The 17428-nt window shown below is 73.4% G+C and carries 11 protein-coding genes; 8 read left to right on the top strand and 3 right to left on the bottom strand.

The window, feature by feature from the left end; all coding sequences use genetic code 11:
* The first annotated feature begins 157 nt into the window (after positions 1 to 157).
* A complete protein-coding gene (locus ACR807_RS12380; RefSeq protein ID WP_438921410.1) occupies positions 158 to 1408 on the top strand; it encodes a hypothetical protein in 1251 nt (416 codons plus the stop codon).
* Positions 1409 to 1847: 439 nt separating this feature from the next.
* Here ACR807_RS12380 and ACR807_RS12375 read toward each other — a convergent pair whose 3' ends face one another.
* Positions 1848 to 3824: an AfsR/SARP family transcriptional regulator gene (locus tag ACR807_RS12375; protein WP_438921409.1), complete on the bottom strand. Its 1977-nt coding sequence runs from the start codon at positions 3822 to 3824 to the stop codon at positions 1848 to 1850.
* 43 nt (positions 3825 to 3867) lie between these two features.
* Here ACR807_RS12375 and ACR807_RS12370 point away from each other — a divergent pair, with 43 nt between their 5' ends.
* Positions 3868 to 5562, top strand: a complete 1695-nt coding sequence (locus ACR807_RS12370) for an AfsR/SARP family transcriptional regulator (RefSeq protein WP_438921408.1) — start codon at positions 3868 to 3870, stop codon at positions 5560 to 5562.
* Positions 5559 to 8252 carry an AfsR/SARP family transcriptional regulator gene (locus ACR807_RS12365; RefSeq protein WP_438921407.1) on the top strand — a complete coding sequence of 898 codons (2694 nt, stop codon included), beginning with the start codon at positions 5559 to 5561 and terminating at the stop codon, positions 8250 to 8252. Before ACR807_RS12370 ends, ACR807_RS12365 begins: the two co-directional genes overlap by 4 nt.
* On the opposite strand, the gene ACR807_RS12360 is transcribed toward ACR807_RS12365, so the two are convergent.
* Positions 8211 to 8846, bottom strand: coding sequence for a helix-turn-helix transcriptional regulator (locus ACR807_RS12360; protein ID WP_438921406.1), 636 nt, complete (start codon positions 8844 to 8846; stop codon positions 8211 to 8213). The genes ACR807_RS12365 and ACR807_RS12360 overlap by 42 nt on opposite strands.
* A 235-nt stretch (positions 8847 to 9081) precedes the next feature.
* Between ACR807_RS12360 and ACR807_RS12355 the strand changes: the two genes are divergently transcribed.
* On the top strand, positions 9082 to 9831 hold the full coding sequence (locus ACR807_RS12355; RefSeq protein ID WP_438921405.1) for an SDR family oxidoreductase: 750 nt from the start codon (positions 9082 to 9084) through the stop codon (positions 9829 to 9831).
* Between the two features lie 224 nt (positions 9832 to 10055).
* Here ACR807_RS12355 and ACR807_RS12350 read toward each other — a convergent pair whose 3' ends face one another.
* The gene (locus ACR807_RS12350; protein WP_438921404.1) at positions 10056 to 13448 is read right to left on the bottom strand and encodes an ATP-binding protein; all 3393 of its coding nucleotides are present in this window, start codon (positions 13446 to 13448) and stop codon (positions 10056 to 10058) included.
* A gap of 272 nt (positions 13449 to 13720) precedes the next feature.
* On the opposite strand from ACR807_RS12350, the gene ACR807_RS12345 reads away from it, so the two are divergent.
* From ACR807_RS12345 to ACR807_RS12330, 4 genes are all read left to right on the top strand, one after another.
* The gene (locus ACR807_RS12345; protein WP_438921403.1) at positions 13721 to 14053 is read left to right on the top strand and encodes a WXG100 family type VII secretion target; all 333 of its coding nucleotides are present in this window, start codon (positions 13721 to 13723) and stop codon (positions 14051 to 14053) included.
* Positions 14054 to 14089: 36 nt separating this feature from the next.
* Complete coding sequence (locus ACR807_RS12340) at positions 14090 to 14392, top strand: WXG100 family type VII secretion target (protein ID WP_438921402.1); 303 nt, start codon at positions 14090 to 14092, stop codon at positions 14390 to 14392.
* A 77-nt stretch (positions 14393 to 14469) separates the two neighbouring features.
* Positions 14470 to 15147, top strand: a complete 678-nt coding sequence (locus ACR807_RS12335) for a hypothetical protein (RefSeq protein ID WP_438921401.1) — start codon at positions 14470 to 14472, stop codon at positions 15145 to 15147.
* A gap of 60 nt (positions 15148 to 15207) precedes the next feature.
* On the top strand, positions 15208 to 17428 hold a 2221-nt coding region (locus tag ACR807_RS12330), incomplete at its 3' end, for a WXG100 family type VII secretion target (RefSeq protein ID WP_438921400.1).

The following is a 17428-nucleotide window of genomic DNA, read 5'->3' as shown; positions in this document are numbered from 1 at the left end:
CTTTCCGGCCGGCGCAGTGTAAAGTGGACTCGGCGCAGGGAGCGCCTCCGGGTCCGCGGTAAGGGCTGAGCCCATCCCAGGCTTTCGCAGTGCACCACCTCGAAGCCAACCTCCTCTCGTGCCCTGAGCAGCGGACCGCAGGTGCCTGGAGGCTGGAATGCCTGTCATCCCCTTGCCCGTCCGGCCCGACGTCGAGCAGGTGCGCAAGCGCGCCAAGGGTTTGCTGCGCCAGGTCCGCGCCGGCGAACCGCATGCGCTCGCCCTCGTAGCCGAGCACGCCCCGGACACGCTCGTCGAGGGCTTCACGCTGGCTTCGGCCCAGTTCGTCCTCGCCCGCCACCACGGTTTTCCCAGCTGGCCGCGGCTGCGCCGTCACCTGGACGACCTGGCCGCCGAGCCTGACCGCGGGGTCCTGACCACAGACAACCGCTACCGCGTGCACCGCGACTGGGCGGCGGACGACGACGTGGCCCGGTGCGTGCGGGCGGCGACCGCCGCCCATCCGCCCACGCGCACGTGGCGTCCGGTGCTGACCGGGCAGCACGCTGGGGTCCGCGTGGTCGTCTTCTCCACCCCGACGGGGCCGGTGTTCGCCGAGTTGACACCCACGACCACGACGCTGTCGTCGCCGGTGACCGCCGAAGCGCCCGCGTTGACCTTCCGCACCGCCGCCGGAACGCTTGCCGGGGTCGTGCCGCCCGGGACCACCTCTGCGTCGGTGGAATGGCCAGCCGGTCGGTACGCTCGGGAACACGCGATCCTGGCCGACGGGATCTTCGTCGTGCCCAACGCCTTCGCCGTCGACGACGCGGGCGTCGTGCTGCGCGTCGACGGCGAAGGCACGTCCGTCGACGTGCCCGCCCGTGCCGCGGTCGTGGTCGACCGCCCCGCCCCGGCAGCCGACCGCGGGTCCCCGGCAGGGCGTCGCCTGGAACTCGCCCTGGAACAGGTCGACCTGCGCCCGATCGTGGACCCGGGGTGCTGGGAACCCGGTGCGCACGCCGTCCTCGACGACGGGGAGTCGGTCCAGTTGGGCCGCTACGGCGACCTGCTGCTGTCCCACCTGACCGGCCGGCCTCCCCGGATCGACGACTTCGGCCCCAAGCACGGGCCGGTGCGCGACTTCGCCGTCGTCGGCCGAGCGGTCGCCCTGACCAGGGTGTACCACGGGTTCGTCGATGACCGCAGCCGGCGCGTGGCGCTGATCGGCCTGGTCGACGGGAACGTCGCCTCGGTGGTCCTGCGCCGCGAGAACGCACCCGACCTGCCGGCCGTGATCGCCGGTGGCACGCTGGTGATCGCCGATCCCGCCCTCACCGCGCCGCGTGAGCGGGGACCGGTCACGGAGCACGTGGTGGCGTTCGACTCCGCCGGCAACGTGCTGGAAGACCTGCCGTACCAGCAGTAGACCGTCGCGGGCTGCCGGTCGCGCCAGCAGCCCGCGACGAGGCGGGCGTCCGCAGTGGACGGATCACGCCACCGGGAACGCCGGTCGTGGTGGCCTCCCGGTCGCCGGGTGCCGTTCGTGTCGTGGACACGGCGATCAGGTGTCATCGCGCGGGCTTCCCGGCGACCGAGGGGGCAAGGGGCGTGGCCCGGGTGGGCACGGATGGGCGTGAGGGCTCCTCGAACCCCGGAAGGCGTGGTCAGCTTGACCGGAACCTTTCCGAGGGGGACTGGACGAACCCGAAGGCGGAAACGATGACGACACCCACTCCCGACCTGTCGAAGGTGGCCGGCGAACGGCACGAGACGACCTGGCAGCGCATCGGTGGCCGCACCCTCACTCCCGCGCACGTCGCGGCTCAACCCGTCGTCCGCCGTTCCGGGAAGCTCCGGCCGGCCGCTCAGGAGGTCGAGCCGTCCGATGCGGGCGGCGACGTCGCCTGGGTGATGGCGGACAATGGGGTGATCTCGCCCCCCGTCGCCTGATCCACCTCGGTCGAACGGGCGAGGCGGTCCAGCAGCGCACGGGCGGTCGCGTGGTCGCCGCGCGCTTCGGCACGGGCGGAGAGCAACGCGAGGTTGTCGTGCTCGCGTGCCGGGAGGGCCGTGGCGTCCGGCACTCGGCGCGTCGCCTCGGCGTACCACTCGATCAGGCGCCGTTCGGCGGCGTCGCGGTCGGTCGCGGTCAGTGCGGACCGCGACCGGAGGACCGACAGCGAACGCGCCAGGGCGTGCTGGCCGTAACCGCCGCCGGGCTCCCAGTCCGCGAGGTGCGCGACCGCCAACGCGTCGAGTGCCCGGCGGGCCCGGGGCACCGGCCACCCGGTCAGCGCGCCCGCCGCCGCGGCCGTGAGGGCGCGGCACGGTTGAGCGCCCAACAGCGCGAGGAGTTCGGCGGGGTCGGCGTCCAGGTCGTCCGCGATCCGGGTGAACGCCGTGGTCAACGGCCCGCCGTCCTCCCCGTCGAGGACGCGCAGGCGCGTCGCGTCGTCACCCAGCGCCGTCACGAGCCCTTCGTGGTCCCGAGTGGCGGCCAGCCGCAAGGCCAGCGGGTTGCCCGCGCACAGCCGGGTCAACTCGGCCGCGTCGGCCGGTGCGCGGCCGAGCAGCGCGGCGGCGGCCTCGACGTCGAGACCGCCCAAGGACAGCCCCAGCGCGCCGTCGCGCGCGGACAGACCTCCCAGGCGGAACCGGCTGGTCACCACCACCAGCGAACCCGGCCCACCGGCCAGGAGCGGCCGCACCTGCTCCGCGCTGCGGGCGCCGTCCAGCACGAGCAGCACCTGCCGGGTCGCCAGCCTGCTGCGGTACGCGCCGGCGAGTTCGTCCAGGTCGGGCGGCACCGGGTCGGGGGCTCCCCCGAACACGTCGAGCAGGGACGTCACCGCCGCGCCCGGATCGCTTCGCCCGCTCAGGTCCAGGAGGTGGGCGCCGTCGCGGAACCGGTCACCGAGCCGGTGGGCGACGTGCAGCGCCAGCGCGGTCTTGCCCGCGCCCGGCGGTCCGTCGACCGCGCAGACCGCCAGTCGCTCGCCGTTCGCCGAGGCCCACCAGTCCTCCACCGCGGCCGCATCGCGCGTGCGTCCGGTGAAACCCGCCGGCTCGGCGGGCAGCCGCGTCCGCGACGGGGGGCGGGAGAGGGCCACCGCCTCGTGGGTCCGCAGCAGGTCGGGGGAGGGGTCGAGGCCGAGTTCCGACCCGAGCAGGTCGCGGGTGCGCTCGAAGAGCACCGCCGCCTGGGCATGCCGACCGGCCGCCGCCAGCGCCCGCACGCGCACCGCCGCGAGCCGCTGGTCCGAGGGGTGCTCGTCGCCGACGGGCCCGACGACGGCGAGCGCGTCCTCGGCCGCCCCGGAGGCCAGCAGCGCCTCGGCGAACGCCCCGGCCCCGCTGACCAGGGCACGGGTGAGCCGTGTGCGCTCGCCCTCGGCGTAGGGCGCGGCCAGTCCGGTCAGCGGCGTCCCCCGCCACAGCGAGAGCGCCTGCCGCCACCGTGCGTGAGCACCGGTCGGGTCCCCGCCGCGCCACGCGTGGTCCGCGGACCTCAGCAGGTGCTCGAACCGCAGGGCGTCCACCGCGTCGTCGGCCACGTCGAGCAGGTAGCCCGTCCCGAGCGTGACGAGCGGTCCGCTGCCACCGGTGACCGCCCTCAGGGTTCTGCGCAGCGCCGATACGTGCGTGTGCAGGTTGCCGACCACCGATGCCGGGGCGTCCTGCCCCCACACCGCGTCCACGAGGTCGTCCCGGGAGACCGCCCTGCCCGCGTGGAGGGCGAGGAAACCCAGCACGGCGCGCTGCCGAGGCGGTCCGAGGGACACGTCACGCCCGCCGACGCGCAGCACCGGCGGTCCGAGCAGTCCGATCAGGACCGATGACACTCCACCATCATAGGAACCGGTGCGGTCGTGTCAGGATGGCCACGTGGTCCCCACCGAGCCCGCCGTCCGGCTGCTGGGAGCGGTGCGCGTCGTCCGGGGTGGCGCGGCCGTCGAGGTGAGCCGCCCGCGGCAACGCGCCGTGCTCGCGGTGCTCGCGCTGCGCGTCGGCCGGTCGGTGCCCGTCGAGGAACTGGTCCGCGCGGTCTGGGGGGCCGACGCGCCGAGCAGCGCGCTCGGCAACCTCTACACCTACGTGTCGGCCTTGCGGGACCTGCTGGGCGCCGACGGCTCGACCGCGCTGCTCCAGCACCAGGGCGGGTACCGCCTCCGCCTGCCGGAGGACAACGTCGACGCCGCGGTGTTCGAACGGCTCGTCGCCCGGTCGCGCGACCAGTGGGCGCGTGGGGATGCGGACGGCTGCCTGGAGTCGCTGGCCGAGGCGTCCGCGCTGTGGGGCGGCACCCCGCTGGCGGGTGTGGCGGGGCCCCGCGCCGAGTCCGAGCGCGCCCGGCTGGTCGCCCTGTGGGGGTCCGCGCGCCGGTTGCGCGCCCAAGCCCTCGCCGCTTCCGGTCGGGACCGGGAGGCGGTGGTCGAGTGCACCGCCCTGGTGCGGGAGACGCCCTTCGACGAGGAGGTCGTCGTGCTGCTCGCCTCCGCGCTGGGCCGGTCCGGCCGGACCGCGGAGGCGCTGGACGAGCTGACCGCGCTGCGGCGCAGGCTCCGCGACGACCTCGGTGTCGCACCGGGGCCCGATGCGGACCGGTTGTACCGCACCCTGCTGGACACCGGCGCGCGGCCGGCCCGGCCCGCGCCGTCCCACCTGCCCCACCGGCCCTGGGGGTTCGTCGGGCGCGCGGACGAGCTCGCCCGACTGCGCGCGCCGACCGCCGAGCCCGGTGCGGTGGTCGTGGTCGGCGGGGTGCCGGGCAGCGGCGCGAGCACCCTCGCCCTGGAATTCGCCCACCGGGTCGCCCCGCGCCACCCCGACGGTCGGCTCTACGCCGACCTGCGCGGTGACGACGCGGACCGCGCGCCGTGGACGACCGCGCAGGCCCTCGACCACCTCCTGCGGTGCCTGGGCGTGCCCGATGAGGACCTGCCCGGTCGGCTGGAGGACAAGTTCGGGCGGCTCCACGCCGCGCTCACCGGTCGTCGGGTGCTCGTGCTGCTGGACAACGCGTCGAGCGCCGAGCAGGTGCGCGAGCTGGTGCGGGTGCGCGCCGACGCCGGGACGGTGCTCGTCACCGGGCCGGTGCCGCCCGGTGTGGCCGGGGTGCGGTTGGGTGGACTCGACCCGTCGGCAGCGGTCGAACTGCTCACCGGTGAGCGCGCACCCGACGGGCCGGCCCTCGCGGTCGTCGAGCTGTGCGGTCGGCTGCCCGCGGCGCTGCGGGCGGCCCGTGCCCTGCTCGGTCGCGGTGCCGACCACCCGACGGCCGACGACCTGCGCCGCCTCGCTCGGGACCTGGCGGATGAGGAGGCCCGGCTCGACCTGCTGTCCGTCGACGGTGAACCGGGGGTGCGGGAGCGGTGGGCACGCCTGTTCGCGGGGCTGTCCGACGGTGCCGCCGCCGCCCTGCGGGCCCTGGTCGAGCACGACCGGCCCCCCGGCGCGAGCGCGGCGGGTGAACTCGTCGCGGCGTCGCTGGTGCGCGTGGACGGTTCCGGGACGCACGTCGTCCCCGCTGCCGTCCGCGCCGTGGCCCGCGGGCTGTGGCGGGAGGTGCACCGGTCGTGACGACGCGGATCACCCTGCTCGGACCGGTGGCGGTGCACGTCCGGGACCGGCCGGTCAACGCCGGACCGCCGTTGCGACGAGCAGTGCTCGCCGTGCTCGCGCTGCACGTGGGCGAGGTCGTCTCCCGCGACGAGGTGATCGCGCTGGTCTGGGGTGCCGCCCCGCCGCGCAGCGCCGCGGGCAACGTGCAGACCTACGTCTCCGCGCTGCGCGCGGTGCTGGACCCGCCCGGCGCGTTGACCCTGGTCGACGGCGGCTACCGGCTCGACCTGCCGCGCGACGCGGTGGACGTCCACCGCGTGGGGGCCGCGGCACGTGCCGCGGACGACCTGCTCGCCGGCGGACGCCCCGACCTGGCCGCACGGGCGTTCGAGGAGGCGCTCGCCCACTGGACCGCTGAACCGCTGGCCGGCGTGCCCGGTCCGTTCGCCGAGGCCCGGCGGGCAGCCCTCGTCGAGCGCCGCCTCGACATCCTGGAGGGCTGGGCCCGTGCCGCGCTCGCCCTCGGTCGTACCGAGGACGTGGCCGAGGCGTTGCTGCCGGTCCTGGTGGACCACCCCCACCGCGAAGCCCTGGTCGACCTCGTGGCGAGGGCGCGGGCGACCGACGAGCCCGTCACCCCCCGGACCGTGCCCGCGCAGCTGCCACCGGGCGTGCCGTCGTTCGTGGGGCGCGGTGGGCAGTTGGCGCGGATGCGCGAGGTGCTCGACGCGGCCGGGACCGCGCCGCGCCTGGTCCTGCTCCACGGCGCGGGCGGTGCCGGCAAGACCGGCCTCGCCGTGCACTTCGGCACCGGGGTCGCGAGCCGCTTCCCCGACGGCGTCCTGTTCCTCGACCTGCGCGGGTTCGGGCCGGAGCGGGAACCGATGACGGCCACCGACGCCCTCGGCGTGCTGCTGCGCGCCCTGGGCACGCCCCACGACCGGGTCCCGGCGCAGCACGACGGGAGGGTGGCGGCCTTCCGCGACCTCACCGCCGACAAGCGGCTGCTGCTCGTGCTCGACAACGCCGCCTCGACCCGCCAGGTGCGCCCGCTGGTACCCGGCGGGAACGGCTGCTTCACCGTCGTCACCAGCCGCCGCTACCTCGCCGGCTTGATCGCACGTGACGGTGCGGCGGCCGTGCACGTCGGTGAACTCACCGAGGACGAGTCGCTCGACCTGCTGGGCGCGGCGATCGGCACCGAGCGGGTCGAGGCCGAGTGCGACGCCGCCCGGGCCCTGGTGCGCGCCTGCGGCCTGCTGCCGCTGACCGTGCGCATCGCCGCCGAGCGCGTCGCCACGAGGACGGCCCGCTCCCTGACCGACGTGGTGGACGAACTGGCCGTCCTGGAGGAGCGCCTGGACCTGTTGGCGGTCGACGACGAGGCGGCGGCGACGCGCACCGTCCTGTCCTGGTCCTACCGGGCGCTGGACCCGGTGACCGCCCGCTGCTTCCGCCTGCTCGGCGGCTCGGTCGGGCCCGACTTCGCAGGGCCGGCCGCCGCCGCGCTGGTGGGCGCGCCGCCGCCCGAAGCGGAACGCGTGCTGCGCGTGCTGGTCGACTGCCACCTGCTGGAACGCCGGCCCGGTGGCCGCTACCAGTTCCACGACCTGGTGCGCCTCTACGCCGGCGAGCTCTTCGCCGCCGAGCCGGCCGAAGCCCGCGACGCGGCGCGGCACCGCTTGTTCGACTGGCACCTCCACGGCACCTCCGCGGTCGACGCCCTGGTCGCTCCGCACCGGTACCAGTTCGCCGTCGTGCCGCCGCCCTCGCCGGAGGTGACGACACCGTCGTTCGAGACCGCTGCCGAGGCGTACCGGTGGAGCGAGGAGGAACTCGACACCACCACGGCGGTGGTGAGTGCGGCCGCGGCGGCCGGTTTCGACCGCCACGCCTGGTTGACCGCGCACTTCTTCGCCCACTTCTGCTACCAGCGCGGTCACGGCCGGCAGTGGGAGGAGGTCCTGACGGTCGCGGTCGAAGCGTGTCAGCGACTGGGGGACGTGTTCGCCGAGATCGTCTGCCGGTACAACCTGAACGGCGCTTACCAGCACCAGGGGCGGTACCGGGAAGCTCTCGACGCCTGCAGGCTGATCATCGACAAAGGGCGTGAATCGCCCGAGTACAAGCCCGTGCTGCACTACGCGTCCACCTCTGCCGCCATGTCGCTGGTAGAGCTGAACCGTCCGGCCGAGGCGGTGGAGATGCTGAAGAGCGTGATCGACGACCCGGAGTTCGCGGCCGCCCCCCAACGCCTCGAAATCGCGTTGGTGATGCTCGGTGAGGCGTGCAGGGCCCTCGGTCGCTACACCGAGGCCATGGAGCACCAACGGCGGGTCCTGGCGGACCGCCTGGACCGGGGTGATGTGGACGGTCAGATGCGGAGCTTCCGCGCCCTCGGCAAACTGCACGCCGAAATCGGTGACCACGAGGAGGCGATCGCCTGTTACGAACGATCGCTCGGACTGGCGCGCGACACGGCCAACCGCCACGCCCGGGGAGAGGCCCTGCTCGGACTCGGGCGCGTCCACTCCGCCGCGCTCCGGCACGACCGGGCGCGCACCTGCCTGCTCGCCGCGCAGGAGTTGTTCGAGCAGGTGGGCAGCGCTCGGGCGGACGAGGCGCGCGTCGCGCTCGCGGAACTGCCCGACGAGCGCGCCGCGTGGTCAGATGATCCCGGCGCGCACGGCGTAGGCCACGGCGTGTGACCGGTTCCTGAGGTTGAGCTTGGTCGTCAGCGAGGTCACGGCGTTCTTCACGGTGCGCTCCGACACGGCGATCCTGTCGGCGATCTCGACCGTGCTCCAGCCGTCCGCCACCAGCCGCAGCACCTCCAGCTCCCGGGTGTTGAGCTGGGTGGGCGACCCGTGCTCGGCCAGCTCGCGCCGCATCCGCTCCACGTGCCGGAGCACCCCGCCCAGCAGCGCCGGCGGCAGCACGCCCCCGCCCCGGGCCGCGGCGATCACCCCGTGCGCCAAGCGGTCGCCGGTCGCCGCGGAGCGGGGCAGCACCGCCACCACTCGGTGCTCCAGGACGAACATCAGGTCCTGCTCCTCCAGGAGATCCGTGATCAGCACCACCGGAGGACCCGATTCCCCGGCCGTCTTCAGGAAGTCCACGGCCTTGCGGTCCATGCGGTCCACCGCCAGGACGACGGCCTGGGCGGTGCTCCGGTCCGGTGCGACCACCAGGTCGTCACGCCCGTCCAACGACCTGGTCAGCCCACCGCGGGTGAGGGCGTCGAAGGCGTGGACGGCCACCCGTACCCGTTCCACCCCGGGGTGTCGCGATCGCTGCTGCATGGCAGCAGCATCGATCGACGACCTCCACGAACTCTCCACGCCGAGCGGGGCGGCGTGGAGCGGGTGACGACGGGGTCGCCCGCCACCGGGCCCGAGGTTGTCACGGCGCTGGGCGCGTTGCCCGTCCGGGCGCCCGTGGTGCGCGAACGGGCAACACCGGGTGGGTGATCGTTGTCCTGCCGTCCCGGTCCTGCCGAGGATTCCGCTGCAGCGGGTGCCGGCGAGGGAGGACGTTATGGGCGGGAACGAGTACCTCGGCAAGGTGGCCCTGGTCACCGGTGGGGGCAACGGTCTGGGAGCGGCCATCGCGTGGCGGTTGGCCAACGGCGGCGCGAAGGTGGTCGTGGCCGACGTGGACGCGGTGCGCGGCAAGCAGGTCGCCGATGACATCGGCGGTGTGTTCGTCGAGTGCGACGTGCGCGCCCCTGGGGACAACGAGGCCGCGGTAGGCGCGGCGACGACCGAGTTCGGCGGGTTGGACATCGCGGTCCTCAACGCCGGTGTGGTGACCACGGGCGAGGGGTTCAGCGCCGAGAGCTACCGACGGGTCGTCGCCACCAACCTCGACGGCGTGGTCTACGGGATCGAGGCCGTGCTGCCCGCGCTGCGGGCACGCGGCGGTGGGAGCGTCCTGGTGATGGCGAGCCTGGCGGGCCTGGTGCCGGTGCCGTTCGAGCCCGTTTACGGCGCGACCAAGGCCGCCGTCACCCACTACGTGCGGTCCTACGCGCCGTTGGTCGCGTCCGACGGCATCCGGATCAACGCGTTGAACCCGGGGTTCGCCGACACCACGATCATCGACGGGTTCAAGGACGTCATCCGCGACCTCGACATGGAGGTCCTGGACGTGTCCGACGTCGTCACCGCGTTCGAGGCGGCACTGGCCTCGTCCGGCACGGGTGAGTGCTGGTACGTCCTGCCGGACCTGCCGGCCGAACCGATGGCCTTCGCCGAACCGCCCAACGGGGTGCCCGACGCGGCCTGATCGACCGGGCGCGGTCGGTGGGCCGTTCGAGCCGGCGCAGGCGGGGGAGGACCACGCCGTCCTGCCGGGGCGCGCCGGTCGCGCGGAGGAGGCGGCGGTCGCCCTGGACGTGGCCGTCGCCCTGGACATGGCGGTCGCGCCGCACCGGCGGGTGGGCGCGCTTCCGGGACGTCCGGCGCACGGCGGCCGAGGTGAGCGCCGGACGCCTCACCGCGTGCCCCGCGTCATGCCGAGTGCACTCGTCGGCGCGAGCGGAGCAGGTCCCAGCGGGCGCCCAACCCGCCGTACCCCGCGGCGACCCGTTCGTACACGTCTTCGGCGGTCCGCCGCTCCCCCTCGGCGGCGTAGGCGACCGCGGCGTCCTCGAGCGTCTCGACCGCTTCGACCACTCGACCGACCGACTCGTAGTGCCCGGCCACCGCCAGCAGCGCCGCCGGATCGTTCGCCACCAGCGCACGGCAGCGCGCCGCAGCCGCGACGGCCCGACCCGGTGCGACCTCTCGGGCGGCCTCCTCCTCGCACACGGCCAACGCCCGGCGAGCCACGGGCTGCCTGCCGGCGTCCAGCGCCAGCCGCACCAGCAGCGGCAGCCACTGGTGGCGCAGCAGCACCGGCGCCTCGTCCGGGCGCAGCAACGGGGAGAGCAGGCGCACCGCCTCGTCCAACGCCCCCCGCCGCTCGGCTGCCAGAGCGGTGGCCACCAGCAGGAAATCGCCGTTCTCCCGTTCGGAGCCGGTCAGGACGACAGGTGAAGCGGCCGCGTCCAGGTGCACCAGCGCGTTCGCCCGCTCGTCCCGGCGGACCGCGATGAGCGCCGACAACCCGTGCAGCAGCGTCCTGCCGGGTCCGCTCTCCCGGATGCCGTAGAACGTCAGGCCGGGCGAGCCGGGGTCCACCCCGCCCATCTCGACGAGTGCGTCCTCCCAGTTGCCCGTCCAGTAGTGCTGCACGGCCAGCGGGACCTGCATCCCGGGCGGCAGCCCGTGCCGGGCGATCAACCGCCGTGCGTCCACCAGCGCGGCTTCGGCGTCGTCCAGCCGATCGAGGTTCTGGAGCGTGAACGCCCGGTTGTCCGACAGGTCGCACCGGGCCTCGGCCACGGGGCGCTCGTCACCGAGCAGCGCCAGCGCGGCGTCCACGTGGCGCAGCGCCTCGCCGTGGGCGCGGCGGACCGAGGCGACGAACCACCTGTTCTGCAACGCGTAGGCCGCGGTGCGCACCTCACCGGCCGCGACCGCTTCGGTGTGCACGCGCCGCGCCACCACGTCGACCTCGTCCAGGTCCGCCAGGTCGCCGCGCCGCAACGTGGCGATCATCGCCTGGTGCCGGGTGCGCCAGGCGTCCGGCACGCCCGGCATCCGCACCGCGCTCTGCAGGGCGGCGATCGCACCACCGGTGTCACCGCACCGCCGACGGGCCCGCGCGAGCAGGTGCCGCGCCTCGGCGGCGTCCTCGGGGGCGACGACCCCGGCGAGCGCCTCGCCGGCGACCGCCTCGACATCGCGCTCCAACCGGAACAACGTCCGCAACAGCACCATGACCAAGGCGGTCCGGTCAGGGCCGTCCACCAGTCCGGTGTCCAGGACCGTGCGCAGCAACCCCGTCGCGGCCTGCGGCACGTGCTCGGCCAGTTCTTCCCGGTGCGCGACCACCCAGCGCGCCACCCAGGCGTCCACCGGGGAGAACTCCAGGTGCTCCGCGACCTGCCCGACGGGAGCCCCCGCTGCGGCCAGGGCCTCGGCGGCCTGCCGGTGCAGGGCCACGCGCAGTGCCTGCGGCACCCGGTTGTGCAGCACCCAGCGGACGAACGGGTGACGGAAGGCCAAGCCACCGCCCGCTTCCACCACCAGTCGGGCCGCCACCGCCTCGTCCAACGCCCTCAGCAGGTGCATCGGGGAACGCCCGCTGACCGCCGCCAGACCCGCGACGTCGAAGCGCATGCCGAGCAGCGCCGCCGACCTCAGCACCTCCCGAGTGCCCTCCGACAGGTCCGCCAGCACGTTCTGCACCTCGCCGCGCACCCGGTGGAGGGAGTCGCCCGGCACGGTCTCGTCCAGCTCGGCCGCCCCGTCGACCACCCTGATGCGGCCGTCGCGCGCCATCAGCTCCGCGATCTCCACCGCGTACGCGGGGTTCCCGGCGGCGATCGACGCCAGTGACCGCAGCCCGGGACCGTGCGTCGCCCCCACCACCGCGCCGACCAGGCGCTCGACGTCCGTCGACGCCAGCGGCGCGAGGGACAGCAGCAGACCGTCCCCGGTGACCACGTTGCGCCGCAGCCTGCTCAGCCGGTCACGGACGCCGGCCGGTCGGGTCGCGCAGACCAGCAGCAGCGGAAGGCCCTCGACGGCGCCCACCAACCGGTCCCAGAACAGGAGGGTGGCGTCGTCGGCCCAGTGCAGGTCGTCCACCACCAGGACCAGCGGCGCGGTGCCGCACAGCTCGGCCACGAACGTGAGCAACCGGTCCACCTGCGCGGCGCGGTTCCAGCCGCGCCGCACCGCCGGGTCGTGCAGCTGCGCGGCCAGCTCGGCCCACTGCCCACCGCCCGAAGAGGAAGCCGCGTCCAGCGCTTCCAGCACCACCTGGAGGGGGAAGCGACTGCTCATCTCGTCGCCTGCCGCCCACACCAGGTGGCACGGCCGGTCCGTGCCCGCCAGCGCCGCGTTCAGGAGGGCGGTCTTGCCGATACCCGCCTCGCCCTCGACCCAGACCGCCCGCCCGCGGCCCGCGAGCACGTCCTCCAGCGCGCCGGTCAACGCCGTCAGCTCGGCGGTCCGCCCGGACAGCTCGCCCGTCGGAACGGGAACCGGAGCCGGTGGCGTGACTCGCACCACGGTCACCCGGTGCTGCTCCTCCTGCTTCGTCGTTCCCTCCAGGACGAGCTGGTGCAGGTCGTTCAGCGTTCGGCTGGGTTCCAGCCCTTCCCGAGAGAGGACGGACCGCGCGGCGCGGAAGGCGTCCAGCGCCTCGGCGCGGCGCCCGCTGTGGTGCAGCGCGAGCATCAGCAGCTCGTGCACCGACTCCTCCAGCGGGTGCTGCCTGACCAGCTCCGACAGCTCGGCGACCAGACCGGCGTGCTCACCCAGCTCCAGCCGGGCACGGGCGCGCAACCGCACCGCGTCCAACCGCAGCGCACCGAGCCGGCGGCGGGCCTGCTCGATGAACGGGCTGCGCAGCCCGGCGCAGACGTCGCCGGACCACAGTCCCAAACCCTCGTCCAGCAGGGTCACCGCGCCTCGTCGGTCACCCGCCGCGTACCGCTCCTCCGCCTCCAGCCGGACCCGTTCGAACACCGCGCTGTCGAGCGCCGCGCTGTCCAGCCGCAGCGAGTAGCCGGCCGCTCCGGACACCAACAGGTCCCGTCCGGGGCCGAACACGCGCCGCAACCCCGACAGGTAGGTGTGCAGGTTGCCCGACGCGCTCGCCGGGGCTTCGCTGCCCCACACACCGGCGATCAGGGTGCGCTGCGGCACCAGCCGGTTGGGGTGCGCCGCCAGCACCGCCAGCACGGCCTGCTGCCGGTTCGACCCCAGCGGCAGTTCGCGCTCACCCAACCACGCGCGCAGCGGACCCAACACCTCGACCCGCAGCGTGGAGGTCCTGGTCTCCGTCACAGTTCCTCCGATCGGCACCGTCCTCGTGCGACAACCGCACGTACGAGGAGGACGTTCGGTTCAACGGACGATCCGATCCTCGCACCCGATCCGCCGGGGTGCCCGGGACGCCCGGGTCACCCGGGCGGCTCGCCTGTCCGGGCACCCGGCCTCGGATTTTGGGGCACCGCTGATCGTCGGGCACTGCACCTGTGACGGCGGGCTGTCAAGACTGAATCGTGCATCGAGCGCCAGTCGGCGCGTGGACCACATGACGTCTCAAGGGGAACACCGTGAATGCACCCATCTCCACCACTACGCCGGGCATGCTGCGCGCTGCCGGCTACTTCGAGAACACCCAGGCCGTCGCCCAGCAGGGTGTGCAGAGCGTCGACGACGTCCTCAACCTCATGCGCGCGAGCTGGAGCGGTGAGGCCTTCCTCGCCTACCGCGGCTCGATGACCGCCTGGTTCGACGACTGCAAGGTCATCATCACCTCGCTGGGCGAGATGATCAACCTGGTGCACAACCAGTCGGTCGTCACCACCCGCGGTGAGGACGGCAACACGCAGATCGCCGCCTCGATGCCCATGGGCGCCAGCCAGACCGCAGGCCTGGGCATCTGAGACCGGCCCCTTCGCCCTCCCGTTAGGAGCAGCAGCATGACGAACTACACCTTCGACCCCCGGCAGGCGGACCAGGCGCGCGACGTGATGGCCGACGTCACCATGCGCCTGCGCACCGAGCTGGAGAACATGCACCAGCAGGTCCTCTCCACGTTGCAGGAGTGGGACGGTCCGTCCAAGGACCAGTACTCCGTCGCGAAGGCCAAGTGGGACGCCGCCGCGAGGCGGATGCCGCACAGCCTGCACACGGCCGAGGTCGCGCTGGAGCAGATCACCCAGGGCTACCTCCGCGTCGAGCACACCGGCGTGAACGCCTTCGGCGGTTTCGACGTCAGGTGACCGCTCGACCGCGCCGGGTGGTCCCCCCGCTCGGCGCGGTCCACCGGTCGACAACAGTCAGCTGAAAGGCGCGAAACGTGGCAAGGATCGACTGGAGCAGGGTTCCGAAGGCCAACGGGTTCGGCTCCGACAAGGACCCGAAGAAGAACGAACACGGCCTCGACCCCACCATGACCGGGGTCGACGAATACCCCGCGAACTGGTTGAACCAGAAGGAAATCGCCGACCTGCGCGCAAAGATACCGCCGCCCAACCGCAGGGACAGCCAAGGCGGTGGGAACCTGGGGGTGAGCACGCAGGCCCTCAAGACGTTCGCGTCCCACCTGCGGACGGTGAAGGACATGTTGGCGGAGCCGTTGGCGCGGCTGAAGAAGGTGGACATCGCTCCCGGCGCCTTCTACGACGCCTACCAGATGCTCCTCAAGTTCCGGGGCAGCGGTCCCGGCAGCGCGGGCGGCCCCACCTCGTCAGGGCTCGTGCAGCCGCTGATCGAGTTCCTCCAGAAAGCTGTCGAGGCGCTCGAAGTGACTGCGCAGAGCGTGGAGAAGCTGGCCCGTGACTACCAGAACGCCGAAGAGTTGAACAGTCTGACCTCGACGAAGTTGGGTGAGCACATCCGTGAGGCGGTGAACTACATCAGTTCGACCACCGGCCTCCAGGAAAATGTCCTCCTCCCGTCGGGCAACCCGCTCAACCTCGTACCGGACAACAACGGGACGGATGTGAAGAACGAGAAGACCGACGTGAAGAAGTAGTGCGCGGAACGCAACAGGCGGGTTGACCGGTCGGTTCGGGCGAGTTGAGGGCATACGGCGATGGCTGACCAAAAGGGTGTTACCACCGACAGCAAGGGGCAGGTGTTCGCGTCCGGCAACGGCGAGGGCACCAGCAAGGCTGATTACGACACGATGAACTGGAAACAGATCCGTGCCGTGGTCACGGGCAATGCCGCGGTCGGCAAGAACGATCGCGGGAAGCAGGAGGTCGTCGAACGGGCCGCCTCCGTGTCCAGCCCGGAATCGTTGTGGGAGGCCGCCCGGGACCTGCGCTTCGTCCAGGAGGTCGTCACCCTGGTCGGCAACATCATCACCGACCAGGTCAACGACCTCACCAGTGACCTCTCCGGTCAGGAGCCGGCCTGGAAGGGGCCTGCGGCCGACGCCTTCCGCGCCATGATGAAGCCGTTCGTGGAAAGCTTCCACCGCGTCGCCGAGCAGATCGCGGGCGGCCCCACCGGCGCGTTCTCCGCCCCGACCCAGTTGTACAACGCGGGGGAATACCTCAACTGGGCGCGCAGGACCATCTGGCAGATCGACCAGCACTACGCGAGCGAGATCCGCAGGATCGGCAAGGCGTACAACGAGAGCTACGCAACCGGCGACGGCGAAGACAGCTGGTACAAGATCGAGTACCAGATGCCCAACGGCAACACCTGGGTGAACTGGAACAAGCAAGTCGTCGAGATGATGAACAACGACATGCGCCGGGTGCTCAAGACGCTGGCCGGGCACTACGAACAGGTCCAGTACAAGCTCGAGCCGCAGCCGGTCAGGGCTCCGAACAGGCCGCTGGACCTGCCGAAGCCGCAGAACCCGAAACCGGACGATCTCAAGAGGGACGCGCCGGACCTCCCGAAGATCGACGACATCGAAATCAAGATCCCGGACTTCACCCCACCCCCGTTGCCGGACTTCGACCCGCCCGGGAACGTCGACCTGGACGTGCCGGAGCTGTCGAACGTCGACCTGGACGGCCCCGACCAGCTGAACCCGAGCCCGGACGGTTCGAACCCGCCGCCCTTGGACCTGAGCGGCGTGGACCTGCCCGACCCGAACCTGGGTGGTCCCATCCCGTCCGGCCTCGACCTGGGCGGTCCCACCTCGTCCGGCCTCGACCTGGGCGGCCCCGACCTGTCGAACCCGGACCTGGACGAGCTGCGCCCGCAGGGGAGCGGGCTCGACCTCGACGGACCGCAGGGTTTCGGTGATCTGCCCGGCCTGGACACGCCCGGTTCCGGCGACCTCCTCCCCCCGGGGAACCAGACCAACATCCCCCTGCCCCAGTTCACCCCGTTCCCCGGCGGGGGCGGCGTTCCGCAGCCCACGCCGTTCCGGCCCGGTGGCCAGCAGGGAGGCGGCAGCCTCGACGTGCCGCCGCCGTCCGGTGTGGGCGACCTGACCCCGCCGGGCCTGGAGACGCCCGCCCCCGGGACGGTGCAGCCGCCGAACTGGGCCACCGACGGACCGCAGGGCCTGGGGAGTTCGCAGGACGACCGGGGCCTGGGCGGGATGCCGCCGATGATGCCGCCGGGGTCGTCCCCGAACTCGGGTGCCCCGGATCGTTCCGACGCGTCGGGGTTGATCGGCGGCGACGTCGAACCGTGGAAGGGTGCGGACCTGTCCGGGCTCGACGATCCGCAGGGGTCTGCGGACCTCCCCCCGCAGACACCGGAGAACTGGGCCGCCCCGGCGGGCAACGGGCTCACCGGCTCGGGCGGGATGCCGCCGATGATGCCGCCGATGATGCCGCCGGGGTCGTCCCCGAACTCGGGTGCCCCGGATCGTTCCGACGCGTCGGGGTTGATCGGCGGCGACGCCGAACCGTGGCGAGGGGCGGACCTGCCGGACGTGGGCGATCCGCTCGTCGCCGTGGAGGTGCCGAAGGTCGCACCGGAGGACTGGGCCGTGCCCGAGGACCAGCAGCAGGTTCTGCAGGGTGGTGCACCGCCGGTGATGCCGCCGGTGGTGCCGCCGTCGTCGTCCCCGAACTCGGGTGCCCCGGATCGTTCCGACGCGTCGGGACTGATCGGCGAAGACCGGAAGCCGTGGGAAGGCGATGACCTCCCCGGTACGGGGCTACCCGAGAACCCGGCGTTGGCGCGGTCGGCCTCCCCGGAGGAGTGGGCGGCTCCGGAGGCGCCCGCTGTCGTTCCGCCCGCTGTCGTTGCGCCCGCTGTCGTTGCGCCTGTCCTCCCGCCCGCCGCTCCTCAGGCCGGTGCGGTCCCGCCGACCTCGTCCGGCCGGACCGGTCCCGAGG

It is taken from the genome of Saccharothrix sabaoui (assembly GCF_051756985.1).
In the GTDB taxonomy this organism is placed as follows: domain Bacteria; phylum Actinomycetota; class Actinomycetes; order Mycobacteriales; family Pseudonocardiaceae; genus Actinosynnema.
Note: the sequence above shows the minus strand (reverse complement) of the source record. Positions and strands in the feature narration are given on the sequence as shown.

Excerpts from the sequence above, each read along its gene's own strand:
- ACR807_RS12380 (WP_438921410.1), top strand. The coding sequence starts at position 158 with ATGCCTGTCATCCCCTTGCCCGTCCGGCCCGACGTCGAGCAGGTGCGC.
- ACR807_RS12360 (WP_438921406.1), bottom strand. The coding sequence starts at position 8,846 with ATGCAGCAGCGATCGCGACACCCCGGGGTGGAACGGGTACGGGTGGCC.
- ACR807_RS12355 (WP_438921405.1), top strand. The coding sequence starts at position 9,082 with ATGGGCGGGAACGAGTACCTCGGCAAGGTGGCCCTGGTCACCGGTGGG.
- ACR807_RS12340 (WP_438921402.1), top strand. The coding sequence starts at position 14,090 with ATGACGAACTACACCTTCGACCCCCGGCAGGCGGACCAGGCGCGCGAC.